This window comes from Citrobacter europaeus (assembly GCA_020099315.1).
In the GTDB taxonomy this organism is placed as follows: Bacteria; Pseudomonadota; Gammaproteobacteria; order Enterobacterales; family Enterobacteriaceae; genus Citrobacter; species Citrobacter europaeus.
Genome location: CP083650.1, coordinates 1526452 through 1539508, shown reverse-complemented (window position 1 = coordinate 1539508; position 13057 = coordinate 1526452). Strand labels below are relative to the sequence as shown.

The window sequence follows — 13057 nt, the reverse complement described above, 5'->3', positions numbered from 1 at the left end:
ACGGCGAAACCTCACAGTTAGTTGACGCACGTCAATATAACTTTCATTCGAAAGTAATTTAATCTTTATACGAAAGAAAAGAGGCCGCTTATGATTTTCAATATCCAGCGCTATTCCACGCATGATGGTCCCGGGATCCGTACCGTGGTGTTCCTTAAGGGATGCTCCCTGGGCTGTCGGTGGTGCCAGAATCCGGAAAGCCGCGCACGCACGCAGGATCTGCTCTATGACGCGCGTTTGTGCCTCGAGGGTTGCGATCTTTGTGCTCAGGCAGCACCGGAGGTGATTGAACGGGCGCTAAGCGGATTGCTGATTCATCGCGAAAAACTGACCGATGACGCGCTTACCGCGTTGACCCACTGCTGTCCGACGCAGGCACTGACCGTCTGCGGAGAGATAAAAAGTGTGGACGAGATCATGGCGACCGTAATGCGTGACAAACCGTTTTACGACCGCAGCGGAGGGGGCCTCACCTTATCCGGCGGTGAACCGTTTATGCAGCCAGAACTGGCGGCAGCGTTGCTCAAAGCCAGCCACGATGCCGGCATTCATACGGCGGTAGAAACGTGTCTGCATGTTCCGTGGAAGTATATTGAACCGTCATTACCTGACGTCGATCTGTTCCTGGCCGATTTAAAACATGTGGCCGACGCCCCGTTTAAACAGTGGACCGATGGGCGTGCCTCTCGCGTACTGGAAAATCTAAAAAAACTGGCCGCCGCTGGTAAAAAAATGATCATCCGCGTACCGCTGATTCAGGGATTCAACGCTAACGAAGCCGCTATTCAAGCCATTACCGATTTTGCCGCCGACGAGCTTCACGTCGGTGAGATCCATTTTTTGCCCTACCACACCCTGGGCATCAACAAATACCACTTACTCAGTCAACCCTACAACGCACCGGATAAACCGCTTGATGCGCCTGCACTGCTCGAATTTGCCCAGCAGTACGCCAGCCTTAAAGGTTTAACCGCGACCCTACGAGGATAATCGCCATGACCACACTGAAACTGGACACACTCAGCGACCGTATCAAAGCGCATAAAACGGCCCTGATCCACATCGTAAAGCCGCCGGTTTGTACCGAGCGCGCCCAGCACTATACCGAGATGTACCAACAGCATCTGGATAAACCCATCCCGGTTCGCCGCGCGCTGGCGCTGGCCCATCATCTGGCGGAACGTACCATCTGGATTAAGCATGACGAGCTGATCGTTGGCAACCAGGCGAGTGAAGTACGTGCTGCGCCTATCTTCCCGGAATACACCGTCTCCTGGATTGAAAAAGAGATCGACGACCTCGCCGACAGGCCGGGCGCAGGTTTCTCGGTAAGCGAGGAGAATAAACGTGTATTGCACGAGGTGTGTCCGTGGTGGCGTGGTCAGACCGTGCAGGATCGCTGCTACGGGATGTTTACCGACGAACAGAAAGGGCTGCTGGAAACCGGCATTATCAAAGCCGAAGGTAACATGACCTCCGGCGACGCACACCTGGCGGTAAACTTCCCGCTGCTGCTGGAAAAAGGTCTCGACGGCCTACGCCACAAAGTCGATGAACGTCGTTCCCGCATCAATCTGACATGTCTGGAAGACCTCCATGGCGATCAGTTCCTGAAAGCGATAGGTATCGTGCTGGAGGCCGTCAGCCTGCACATTGAGCGCTTCGCCACGCTGGCACGTAAAATGGCGTCCACAGAAACTCGCGCCAGCCGTCGTGATGAACTGCTGACCATTGCGGAAAACTGCGATGTGATCGCCCATGAGCCGCCAAAAACGTTCTGGCAGGCGCTGCAGTTGTGCTATTTCATTCAGTTGATCCTGCAAATTGAATCTAACGGTCACTCGGTGTCGTTTGGTCGTATGGATCAGTATCTCTATCCGTTCTATCGTCGTGACGTAGAACTGAACCAGAGCCTCGATCGCGAGCACGCCATTGAGCTGCTGCACAGCTGCTGGCTGAAGCTGCTGGAAGTGAACAAAATCCGCTCCGGTTCCCACTCCAAAGCATCGGCGGGCAGCCCGCTGTATCAGAACGTGACCATTGGTGGACAGAATCTGGTTAACGGTCAGGCGATGGATGCCGTCAACCCGCTCTCCTACGCGATTCTGGAATCCTGCGGCCGACTGCGTTCTACGCAGCCCAACCTGAGCGTGCGTTATCACGCAGGGATGAGTAATGACTTCCTGGATGCCTGCGTGCAGGTGATCCGCTGCGGCTTCGGGATGCCAGCCTTTAACAACGATGAAATCGTCATCCCGGAATTCATTAAGCTTGGCATTGAACCGCAGGACGCCTATGACTATGCAGCTATTGGTTGCATCGAAACCGCCGTTGGCGGCAAATGGGGCTACCGCTGCACCGGCATGAGCTTTATTAACTTTGCCCGCGTAATGCTGGCGGCGCTGGAAGGTGGTCGTGATGCCACCAGCGGCAAAGTCTTCCTGCCACAGGAAAAAGCGCTCTCAGCCGGTAACTTCAACAATTTCGACGAAGTGATGGACGCCTGGGATGCGCAGATTCGCTACTACACGCGTAAATCTATCGAAATCGAGTATGTCGTCGACACCATGCTGGAAGAGAATGTACATGATATTCTCTGCTCCGCGCTGGTAGACGACTGCATCGAGCGCGCGAAAAGCATTAAGCAAGGCGGCGCGAAGTATGACTGGGTATCAGGTTTGCAAGTGGGTATCGCCAACCTCGGCAACAGTCTGGCGGCTGTGAAGAAACTGGTCTTTGAACAAGGTGCTATCGGTCAGCAACAGCTGGCCGCCGCGCTGGCCGACGATTTTGACGGTCTGACCCATGAGCAATTACGCCAGCGACTGATCAACGGCGCGCCGAAATACGGCAACGATGACGATAGCGTTGATACGCTGCTGGCCCGCGCTTATCAGACCTATATCAGTGAATTGAAACAGTATCATAATCCGCGTTACGGACGTGGCCCGGTTGGCGGCAATTACTACGCCGGCACCTCGTCTATCTCCGCAAACGTACCGTTTGGCGCGGCAACGATGGCAACGCCGGATGGCCGTAAGGCGTACACCCCGCTGGCGGAAGGCGCAAGTCCGGCCTCCGGGACGGACCATCTCGGCCCAACGGCGGTAATTGGCTCGGTGGGAAAACTGCCGACCGGTTCAATCCTCGGCGGTGTGTTGTTAAATCAGAAACTGAACCCGGCCACGCTGGAGAATGAATCCGATAAGCAAAAGCTGATGATCCTGCTGCGTACCTTCTTTGAAGAGCACAAAGGCTGGCATATTCAGTACAACATTGTCTCGCGTGAAACGCTGCTGGAAGCCAAAAAACACCCGGATCAGTACCGCGACCTGGTGGTCCGTGTAGCAGGTTATTCCGCCTTCTTCACCGCGCTGTCTCCGGATGCGCAGGACGATATCATCGCCCGTACTGAACACATGTTGTAAAACCCCCGCCCGGTGACGCTGCGCTTACCGGGCCTTCATATCTCCCCCTTAGCCGGGTAAGGCGAAGCTGTCACCCGGCCTTTTACTTTCATTCGAAATTAAATTTGTGCCACAGGTCACATTGTTATTAGAATGTTTCTGGTTGCAGTTATAAGCCAGGAGCAAATATGACCATCAAAGTTATCGTCACCGATATGGACGGAACTTTTCTCGACGATGCCAAGCAATACGATCGTGCACGTTTTATGGCGCAGTATCAGGAACTAAAAAAACGAGATATCGAATTTGTCGTGGCCAGCGGCAACCAGTATTACCAGTTGATCTCTTTTTTCCCGGAGCTCAAAGATGAGATTTCTTTTGTCGCCGAGAACGGGGCGTTAGTCTTTGAACATGGCAAACAGCTGTTTCACGGTGAGCTAACCCGCCACGAATCCCGCATTGTTATTGGCGAACTGCTAAAAGATAAGCATCTCAACTTTGTGGCTTGCGGCCTGCAAAGCGCCTACGTTAGCGAAAATGCCCCAGAGTCCTTTGTCGCGTTGATGTCAAAACACTATCATCGCCTGAAACCCGTGAAGGATTATCAGGACATCGACGATGTACTGTTCAAGTTCTCGCTAAATCTACCTGACCAACAGATCCCATTAGTTATCGATCACCTTCATTCAGCCCTTGACGGTATTATGAAGCCCGTTACCAGCGGCTTTGGGTTTATCGACCTGATCATTCCTGGTTTACATAAAGCCAACGGGATCAGCCGTCTGCTAAAGCGCTGGAACCTGTCACCGCAAAACGTGGTCGCGATTGGCGATAGCGGTAATGACGCGGAAATGCTGAAAATGGCACGCTACTCTTTCGCTATGGCCAACGCTGCAGAGAGTATCAAAGCGATTGCTCGCTATCAGACCGACGACAACAACCATCAGGGCGCGCTGAACGTGATTCAGGCGGTGCTGGATAACACTTCGCCTTTTAACATCTAATCCTGCCAACCGGGGTATCCCTTACCCCGGTTTTCACTCTTTTTCCATTTTGCTCACTCCATCAAGTTTTAAACTTGCGATAACTAAATTTTAACTTATATTATCATCTGTAAGTTAAATGAGTTTCGAATGAAAGTTAATGTGAGGTGGATATGGCTTTTACTTTTACCAGCGACACGTTGCCCGCCGATCACAAAGCGACAATCCGGCAGATGAAACAGCAACTGCGTGAACAGCTTGGAGATGTTCAGTTGATTTTCAATCAGTTGAGCGATGCCATTGCCAATCGCGTGGCGGAAATCAACGCCCTCAAAGCGCAAGGCTCCCCGGTTTGGCCCGTGGTGTCTTATGCAGATATCAACGCGGGTCGCGTAAGTGCAGAGCAGCGTGAAGAAATTAAGCGTCGCGGATGCGCGGTGATTAAAGGCCATTTCCCTCGAGAACAGGCCCTCGATTGGGATCGGTCAATGCTGGACTATCTGGACCGCAACCATTTTGACGATGTCTATAAAGGACCGGGCGATAATTTCTTTGGTACCCTGAGCGCATCGCGGCCTGAAATCTACCCCATCTACTGGTCCCTGGCGCAGATGCAGGCCCGTCAGAGTGAAGAAATGGCCAATGCACAGTCTTTCCTTAATCGTCTTTGGACATTTTCAAGCGCAGGTAAGCAATGGTTTAACCCGGATGTCAGCGTTATCTACCCTGACCGGATACGCCGTCGCCCGCCGGGAACGACGTCCAAAGGGCTGGGTGCGCATACGGATTCCGGCGCGCTGGAGCGTTGGCTTCTTCCGGCGTATCAGCAGGTCTTTGCTAATGTTTTCAATGGTAAGCTGGAAGATTATGATCCATGGCAGGCGGCGCATCGCACCGAGGTAGAAGAGTACACGGTGGATAACACCACCAAATGTTCGGTCTTCCGTACCTTCCAGGGCTGGACTGCACTGTCCGATATGCTGCCGGGTCAGGGATTGCTGCACGTGGTCCCTATTCCTGAAGCGATGGCATATGTGCTGTTACGCCCATTGCTTGATGATGTGCCGGAAGATGAACTTTGCGGCGTCGCGCCCGGCAGAGTCCTGCCGATTTCCACACAATGGCATCCGCTGCTGATTGAGGCATTAACCAGCATTCCGCAACTGGACGCCGGAGACTCCGTCTGGTGGCATTGCGACGTGATTCACTCCGTCGCCCCGGTGGAAAATCAGCAGGGCTGGGGCAACGTGATGTACATTCCTGCCGCACCAATGTGCGAAAAGAATCTGGCTTATGCCCACAAAGTGAAAGCCGCACTGGAAAAAGGCGCGTCGCCGGGTGATTTCCCGCGTGAGGATTATGAAACTAACTGGGAAGGACGCTTCACGCTGGAGGATTTGAATATCCACGGTAAACGCGCGTTGGGGATTATTTAATCTGTAACTTATACCCTTTTCCCTAAGAATCTCGCGTTACAGGTGTAGCCAACACACCTGTAACGCGAAAGACGGCGGGAAAATTATTCGACGCCTTTACTACGCAGATAATCTTCGTAGTTACCGGTGAAGTCGATCACGCGTTCCGGCGTAATTTCAATCACGCGGGTGGCCAGCGAGCTGACAAACTCACGGTCGTGAGAAACGAAGATCAGCGTGCCCTGGTACATTTCCAGCGCCATATTCAGCGACTCGATAGATTCCATATCCAGGTGGTTGGTTGGTTCATCCATGACCAGGATATTCGGTTTCTGCATCATCAGTTTACCGAACAGCATGCGGCCTTTTTCACCACCGGAGAGCACTTTCGCAGGTTTCTTGATATCGTCCTGACTGAACAGCAGACGGCCAAGGAAGCTGCGCACAACCTGCTCATCATCGCCTTCTTGTTTCCACTGGCTCATCCATTCGAAAACGGTCAGATCGTTTTCGAACTCGTATTCATGATCCTGCGCGTAGTAACCGACCTGGGCGTTTTCAGACCACTTAACGGTACCGTTGTCCGGCTGCAAATCGCCAACTAACGTTTTCAGCATGGTGGATTTACCCACGCCGTTGGCGCCAATGATGGCAACCTTCTCCCCCACTTCCAGCAGCAGGTTGAAGTTTTTAAACAGCGGGCCTTCATCAAAACCTTTCGCCAGCGCTTCCACTTCCAGCGCGTTACGGAACAGTTTCTTATCCTGTTCGAAGCGAATGAACGGGTTCTGACGGCTGGACGCTTTCACTTCGTCGAGCTTAATCTTATCAATCTGACGCGCACGAGAAGTCGCCTGTCGAGATTTAGACGCGTTGGCGCTAAAGCGGCTGACGAAGGATTGCAGATCGGCAATCTGTGCTTTCTTCTTGGCGTTATCAGCCAGCAGACGTTCACGCGCCTGGGTTGCCGCCGTCATGTATTCGTCGTAGTTCCCCGGATAAACGCGCAGTTCACCGTAGTCCAGATCCGCCATGTGCGTGCAGACCATGTTCAGGAAGTGACGGTCGTGCGAAATGATGATCATGGTGCTGTCACGCTCGTTCAGCGTCTGCTCCAGCCAGCGGATGGTGTCGATATCCAGGTTGTTCGTTGGTTCGTCGAGCAGCAGAATGTCCGGGTTAGAGAACAGCGCCTGCGCCAGAAGCACACGCAGCTTCCAGCCGGGCGCGACTTCGCTCATCGGGCCGTAATGCTGTTCTACCGGAATACCGACGCCCAGCAGCAGTTCACCCGCACGCGCTTCCGCAGAGTAGCCGTCCATTTCGCCATACTGAACTTCAAGGTCAGCAACTTTGTAGCCATCTTCTTCGCTCATCTCAGCCAGGGCGTAAATGCGATCGCGCTCCTGCTTCACTTCCCACAGTTCGCCGTGACCCATGATCACGGTGTCAAGAACGGTGAACTCTTCAAAGGCGAACTGATCCTGACGCAGCTTACCGATGCGCTCGTTCGGATCGAGGGAAACGTTGCCCAGCGTCGGTTCGAGGTCGCCGCCGAGAATTTTCATAAAAGTAGATTTACCGCTACCGTTCGCGCCAATCAGGCCGTAACGGTTGCCGCCGCCAAATTTGACGGAAATATTTTCAAACAGCGGCTTACTGCCGAACTGCATGGTGACGTTGCTGGAAACTAACACTGGCGTATCCTGAAAGAGAAAGAAATATGTGACAAACCGCTTATTATGCCATAAGTCTGCAATAAGATCGCCCCCTGATGCTGAAGGGCTAAAATGAGAGTAAAAGGAAAAAAATGTGATTTAGTACACATCCGAATTCCTTGTTGCTCAGATTGCACATATAATGCGTGCCCAACACTACATAAATCTCAACCCACTAGCCTGCCTGGCACTGAATCTCGCATACATGAACATGAATATGAAATTAACAACGCTTTTCGCGGCGGCACTCGCAATAGTTGGTTTTTGTAACACAGCTTCTGCCGTCACGTACCCGCTGCCTACCGATGGCAGCCGTTTAATTGGGCAAAACCAGGTCATCACGATTCCTGAAGGCAACACCCAACCGCTGGAATATTTTGCGGCGGAGTACCAGATGGGTCTGTCTAACATGCTGGAAGCCAACCCGGGCGTGGATACCTTTCTGCCGAAAGGCGGCACCGTGCTGAACATTCCTCAGCAGTTGATCCTGCCGGATACCGTGCATGAAGGTATTGTTATCAACAGCGCTGAAATGCGCCTGTACTATTACCCGAAAGGCACCAACACCGTTATTGTTCTGCCGATTGGTATCGGCCAGTTGGGCAAAGACACGCCAATCAACTGGACTACCAAAGTAGAACGTAAAAAAGCGGGTCCAACCTGGACGCCAACGGCGAAAATGCATGCGGAATACCGCGCTGCGGGTGAACCGCTGCCAGCCGTTGTTCCGGCAGGTCCGGATAACCCGATGGGTCTGTACGCACTGTATATTGGTCGTCTGTATGCCATCCACGGCACCAATGCTAACTTCGGCGTCGGCTTACGCGTCAGCCACGGTTGCGTGCGTCTGCGTAACGACGACATCAAATTCCTGTTTGAAAATGTGCCAGTCGGCACCCGCGTACAGTTTATCGATGAGCCGGTAAAAGCCACTACCGAACCAGACGGCAGCCGTTACATCGAGGTACATAACCCACTGTCAACCACTGAAGCACAGTTTGAAGGCGGGGAAATCGTACCGATTACGCTGAACAAGAGCATTACCAGCATCACCGGTCAGTCTGACGTCGATCAGGCCGTCGTTGAGCAGGCGGTTCAGAACCGTTCAGGTATGCCGGTTCGTCTGAACTAAGCACATACCTGACACGAAAAAGGCGGATAATTCATCCGCCTTTTTTATTGCCTCAATGCCGCTATTACATTAGTAACAACAAACCATATCCCACCAGCGCCGCCCATATCAGCATCGGCACCGAATACCAATGAAAACGCCACCAGATCCGTCGGTCGTTTGCCATCCGTAAAGCAATAAGATTCGCCAGCGACCCCGGCAACAGCCCAAAGCCGCCCACATTGACCGCCCAGGCTAACAGCAGCGTTGGCGGGACGTAGTTCAGCAGCAAAATCGTACTGGGAACATTACTGATAAACTGCGACAGGCCAATGGCGGTCAACCAAAGCCCCGGCGCTGAGAGGGTACCAATCTGATGGGTCATCCCCTGTAAGGCCGGGAGCTGCGTCAGCAAATGCACATCAATGAACATCGCCATAAACACCAACAGCAACGTCCAGTCCACGCTGAGGATCACGCGGCGAGCCAGCACCATGAAACCTGCCGCCACAACCGCCAGGCCCCACAGCCCATGTTTTAACTCCAGTGCCGTCAGGAAGATGATATACAACGCAAGACAGCCCCACACCAGGCGCGGTTGCCAGTCAGGCGCGCGCGTACCGGTATGATAGTGCAAGGCTTTGTGTGGGAAACTGAACCAGCACAGCACCACCAGCGTCAGCATCATGGCCCCCGCAAGCGGTGCCATTTGCCAGATAAACGCGCTAAACGATAAGCCTGAGCGTCCCCACATCAGAATGTTTTGTGGATTGCCTATTGGCGTGAGTAACGATCCGGCGTTTACCGCCAGCGCCTCAAAGATAATCAGGCGATTCACCGGAATGGCGCACAATTTTTTCAGGGTGATGGTCAGCGGAACCACAATAAACAGCGCAACATCGTTGGTCAGAAACGTCGACAGCAGCGCCGCCGCCAGCACCATAAATATCGCCAATTGGCGTTCAGTATTGAAGCGGCGGGTCATCTTGCGCCCTAACACATCGAAGTAACCGCTTAGCTCCACCCCTTTGGTCAGTAACATCAGCCCGCTAAGCGTGATAATCGTGTGCCAGTCAATCGCCCCCGGCCACGACCGGGGCGCAAATGGCGTAAACAGGCTTAGTACAATCCCGACGATGATTAACAACTGAAAAAAACGATCGCGCTGTAAGGCGCGTAATAAAGGAAAACTCATTCAGAGCCTGTTCCTTGCTGTTGCGTAAACCGGCTAAAAGCTTCCAGCGTTTCCTTACTGACGTGGTGCTCCATTCCCTCAGCGTCGCGACGGGCAATTTCCGGGCTGATACCTAACATCAACAGGAAATTCTCTACAATCTGATGACGCTCCCGACTCTCCTGAGCCAGTCGCTCACCTTCTGCGGTTAAAAACACGCCTCGCCAGGGGATCATTTCAATCAATCCGACTGAAGCAAGACGCTTAAGCATTTTAGCAACCGTCGGCTGGGAAACCCCAAGCCGCGCGGCCATATCTACCTGGCGCGCTTCACCAACCTCAATAATGAGATCGGAAATCAGCTCTACGTAGTCATCAATCAGCTCACGGCGATGTGCCTCCCGGACCTGACGAAATCCTTCAACGTGTTCTTCGACATTCACCAATTGCGTCACTTTTTTTGTTGTTGGCGTACCTGCGCGACGACTCATTATGCTTCCTCGTTCCTGTGACGCGTTAACGGCATCTGATTAGAGAGCGCTCATTGTAAACCAGAGTTGCGTGGGCACAAAAAATTAACGTTTTAGCAATAGCTATATAATATAGCCTGTGCTATATCTGTATATAATAAAGACATCCCTCAAGGACTGATGGGATCGTGAAGTCAGGAGGTTTATATGAATGAATTTAAGAGGTGTATACGCGTGTTTAGCCACTCTCCCTTTAAAGTACGGTTAATGCTTATCTCTATGCTGTGCGACATGATTAACAGCAAACCAGAGCAGGATAAACCTTCAGAAAAATAATGCGGCGTCGCGGTACGCCGCTTCTTTTTCCTGCCGTAACTCGCATACGGCGATCGTTTTCCTGCCAATAACCCTTCTTTTTGTCAGTTTTGCCACGTCCCTCGCAAAACAATTTCTTTGTAGTAGTTGACCTTCTCCTGCGCACACTCTATCTTTTCGCAGCCCTGCGTATATTGCGGCTCGCGGATGCGGACCCTATCCCTCTTCTCGCTCTCTCAGGCAGGCAATGACCCTTAGCGCCAGGGTAAGCACATGGCGTTTTTGTAACAGTGGCATATGAATTTAACCCTCAAAGATTCAATCATTGCTCGTAGCCGGGCAATTAGTCCGTGGACTGGCCTCTATTTCTTACAGTCTCTGCTGATCAACCTTGCGCTGGGCTATCCGCTTAGCCTGCTCTATAGCGTTGCTTTCACCTGTATATTGATGCTGCTGTGGCGTAGCGCGCCGCGCGTGCAGAAAGCACTGATTGGCATTTGCTCACTCATTGCGGCAATGTACTTTCCGTTCGGCCAGGCTTATGGTGCGCCGAACTTCAATACTTTGCTGGCGCTGCACTCAACCAATATGGAAGAGTCTACTGAAATCCTGACCATCTTCCCCTGGTACAGTTATCTGGTTGGGGTATTTATTTTCGCCCTCGGCGTTATCGCCGTACGCCGTAAAAAAGATGTACAGCAGCGTGGCTGGAACAAGTTCGACAGCGTTTGTTTGCTGTTCAGCGTTGTCGCATTCTTTGTTACCCCGATGCAAAACCTGGCCTGGGGCGGCGTGTTCAAGCTGAAAGATACTGGCTATCCGGTTTTCCGCTTTGCCAAGGACGTTATCGTCAATAACAACGAAGTGCTCGATGAACAAGAGCGTATGGCGAAACTGTCGAGCGTAAAAGACAGCTGGACGGTAACCGCCGTCAAGCCGAAGTATCACACCTACGTCGTGGTGATCGGCGAAAGCGCCCGCCGCGATGCGTTAGGCGCGTTTGGCGGCCACTGGGATAACACCCCGTTTGCCAGCTCCGTTAACGGCTACATCTTCGCGGATTACATTGCGGCAAGCGGTTCGACGCAAAAATCACTCGGCCTGACGCTGAATCGGGTGGTCGACAATAAGCCCCAGTTCCAGGATAACTTTGTCACCCTGGCCAACCGAGCGGGATTCCAGACGTGGTGGTTTTCCAATCAGGGACAGATTGGTGAATACGATACGGCCATCGCCAGCATCGCGAAACGCGCTGATGAAGTTCAGTTTCTCAAAAGCGGTGATTTCGAAGCGGATAAAAACACCCGTGACGAAGCGCTGTTGAAGATGACCGCCCAGGTGCTGGCAACCGAGCGAACCCAGCCACAGCTCATCGTGCTGCATTTAATGGGCTCACATCCACAGGCCTGCGACCGTACGCAGGGTAAATACGAGACCTTCGTCCAGTCAAAAGAGACATCCTGCTACCTGTACACTATGACGCAGACGGATGACCTGCTGCGTCAGCTATACGATCAGCTACGTAACAGCGGTACCAGCTTCTCGATGGTCTATTTTTCCGATCATGGCCTCGCGTTTAAAGAGCGAGGAAAAGAGGTGCAGTACCTGGCGCATGACGATCAGTTCCAGCAGAATTTCCAGGTGCCTTTCATGGTGCTGTCGAGCGATGATAAAGCGCATCGGGTGATTAAAGCCCGTCGCTCTGCGAATGATTTCCTCAGTTTTTTCTCACAGTGGACAGGGATAAGCGCAAAGGAAATTACCAACAGCTACCGCTTTATTTCAGAGAAAAAGGCCGGCCCGGTGTACATCACCAACTTCAAACTGCAGAAGGTGGATTACAACCATCTTGGTACCGATATCTTTGAGACCAAATCTCGTTAATCTCTAAATTACACGCAAAAAAAATCCGCCCTAAAAGGCGGATTTTTCATATCACCGGAGTGATTAGAAGCGGTAACCCACGCCAGCGATCCAGGTGCCAACGTCAACGCTACGAATACGGCTCTGCTCGTAGGAGAAGTCCAGAGCAACGTTTTCGATCGGGTTGAACTGCAGACCAGCACCGTAAGAGAAACCGTAGTCGCTGGTGGTGTGGTTGTCAGCCGGGGATGCTGCGTTCTGGAATTTACCGTAACCAACACCCACTACACCGTAGATGCTTGCCCAGTCGTTCAGACGGTAAGCCGGACCAGCAGTGATGCCGTAGTACTGGGTTTTGTTGTAGTCGCCAGAAGCATCGGTACGATCTTTTTCAGTGTAAGTGAAGGAACCGATAACACCCAGCGGGTTGTTGTCCTGCTCGTAGCGATACTTCAGGTTGAAACCGTTCATTTTGTTCGCTGCGCCCTGAGCATCGCTCTGAGCGTAACCACCGGTAACGGTAGAAGTAGCAGCTACTGCAGTACCTGCGGAGAAAGCCAGAACAGCGGCCAGTGCTGAAAGACATGCAATTTTTTTCATA

General features: G+C 52.5%; 11 protein-coding genes. 7 read left to right on the top strand and 4 right to left on the bottom strand.

The genetic code is table 11. From position 1 onward, the window contains the following. Nucleotides 1–90: 90 nt before the first annotated feature. The 4 genes from LA337_07145 to LA337_07130 all read left to right on the top strand — a co-directional run bounded on the left by LA337_07145 (nucleotide 91) and on the right by LA337_07130 (nucleotide 5826). Entirely contained in the window at nucleotides 91–990 is a 900-nt protein-coding gene (locus tag LA337_07145; GenBank protein UBI17462.1) for a glycyl-radical enzyme activating protein, read from the top strand. Nucleotides 991–995: 5 nt separating this feature from the next. Then, on the top strand, nucleotides 996–3428 hold the full coding sequence (locus LA337_07140) for a glycyl radical protein (GenBank protein UBI17461.1): 2433 nt from the start codon (nucleotides 996–998) through the stop codon (nucleotides 3426–3428). A 167-nt stretch (nucleotides 3429–3595) separates the two neighbouring features. Beyond that, on the top strand, nucleotides 3596–4411 hold the full coding sequence (locus tag LA337_07135) for a Cof-type HAD-IIB family hydrolase (protein ID UBI17460.1): 816 nt from the start codon (nucleotides 3596–3598) through the stop codon (nucleotides 4409–4411). A 152-nt stretch (nucleotides 4412–4563) separates the two neighbouring features. Continuing rightward, the gene (locus LA337_07130; GenBank protein UBI17459.1) at nucleotides 4564–5826 is read left to right on the top strand and encodes a DUF1479 domain-containing protein; all 1263 of its coding nucleotides are present in this window, start codon (nucleotides 4564–4566) and stop codon (nucleotides 5824–5826) included. Between the two features lie 83 nt (nucleotides 5827–5909). On the opposite strand, the gene LA337_07125 is transcribed toward LA337_07130, so the two are convergent. Continuing rightward, entirely contained in the window at nucleotides 5910–7502 is a 1593-nt protein-coding gene (locus LA337_07125; GenBank protein ID UBI17458.1) for an ABC-F family ATPase, read from the bottom strand. Between the two features lie 232 nt (nucleotides 7503–7734). On the opposite strand from LA337_07125, the gene ldtB reads away from it, so the two are divergent. Next, nucleotides 7735–8655 carry a L,D-transpeptidase gene (ldtB, locus tag LA337_07120; protein UBI17457.1) on the top strand — a complete coding sequence of 307 codons (921 nt, stop codon included), beginning with the start codon at nucleotides 7735–7737 and terminating at the stop codon, nucleotides 8653–8655. A 64-nt stretch (nucleotides 8656–8719) separates the two neighbouring features. On the opposite strand, the gene LA337_07115 is transcribed toward ldtB, so the two are convergent. Next, nucleotides 8720–9829 (bottom strand): anion transporter, encoded by a 1110-nt coding sequence (locus tag LA337_07115; GenBank protein UBI17456.1) that lies wholly within the window; start codon nucleotides 9827–9829, stop codon nucleotides 8720–8722. Further along, nucleotides 9826–10299 carry a manganese-binding transcriptional regulator MntR gene (gene mntR, locus LA337_07110; protein ID UBI17455.1) on the bottom strand — a complete coding sequence of 158 codons (474 nt, stop codon included), beginning with the start codon at nucleotides 10297–10299 and terminating at the stop codon, nucleotides 9826–9828. Before mntR ends, LA337_07115 begins: the two co-directional genes overlap by 4 nt. A 186-nt stretch (nucleotides 10300–10485) precedes the next feature. Here mntR and mntS point away from each other — a divergent pair, with 186 nt between their 5' ends. Next, entirely contained in the window at nucleotides 10486–10614 is a 129-nt protein-coding gene (gene mntS, locus LA337_07105; GenBank protein UBI17454.1) for a manganase accumulation protein MntS, read from the top strand. A 276-nt stretch (nucleotides 10615–10890) separates the two neighbouring features. Then, nucleotides 10891–12477 carry a phosphoethanolamine transferase gene (locus tag LA337_07100; GenBank protein ID UBI17453.1) on the top strand — a complete coding sequence of 529 codons (1587 nt, stop codon included), beginning with the start codon at nucleotides 10891–10893 and terminating at the stop codon, nucleotides 12475–12477. A 63-nt stretch (nucleotides 12478–12540) separates the two neighbouring features. On the opposite strand, the gene ompX is transcribed toward LA337_07100, so the two are convergent. After that, nucleotides 12541–13056, bottom strand: coding sequence for an outer membrane protein OmpX (gene ompX, locus LA337_07095; protein ID UBI17452.1), 516 nt, complete (start codon nucleotides 13054–13056; stop codon nucleotides 12541–12543). Nucleotide 13057: the final 1 nt, after the last annotated feature.

Bases quoted from the DNA above. Each gene is read 5' to 3' on its own strand.
- LA337_07145 (UBI17462.1), top strand. From the start codon at position 91: ATGATTTTCAATATCCAGCGCTATTCCACGCATGATGGTCCCGGGATC.
- LA337_07140 (UBI17461.1), top strand. From the start codon at position 996: ATGACCACACTGAAACTGGACACACTCAGCGACCGTATCAAAGCGCAT.
- LA337_07135 (UBI17460.1), top strand. From the start codon at position 3,596: ATGACCATCAAAGTTATCGTCACCGATATGGACGGAACTTTTCTCGAC.
- LA337_07130 (UBI17459.1), top strand. From the start codon at position 4,564: ATGGCTTTTACTTTTACCAGCGACACGTTGCCCGCCGATCACAAAGCG.
- ldtB (UBI17457.1), top strand. From the start codon at position 7,735: ATGAATATGAAATTAACAACGCTTTTCGCGGCGGCACTCGCAATAGTT.
- LA337_07115 (UBI17456.1), bottom strand. From the start codon at position 9,829: ATGAGTTTTCCTTTATTACGCGCCTTACAGCGCGATCGTTTTTTTCAG.
- mntR (UBI17455.1), bottom strand. From the start codon at position 10,299: ATGAGTCGTCGCGCAGGTACGCCAACAACAAAAAAAGTGACGCAATTG.
- mntS (UBI17454.1), top strand. From the start codon at position 10,486: ATGAATGAATTTAAGAGGTGTATACGCGTGTTTAGCCACTCTCCCTTT.
- LA337_07100 (UBI17453.1), top strand. From the start codon at position 10,891: ATGAATTTAACCCTCAAAGATTCAATCATTGCTCGTAGCCGGGCAATT.
- ompX (UBI17452.1), bottom strand. From the start codon at position 13,056: ATGAAAAAAATTGCATGTCTTTCAGCACTGGCCGCTGTTCTGGCTTTC.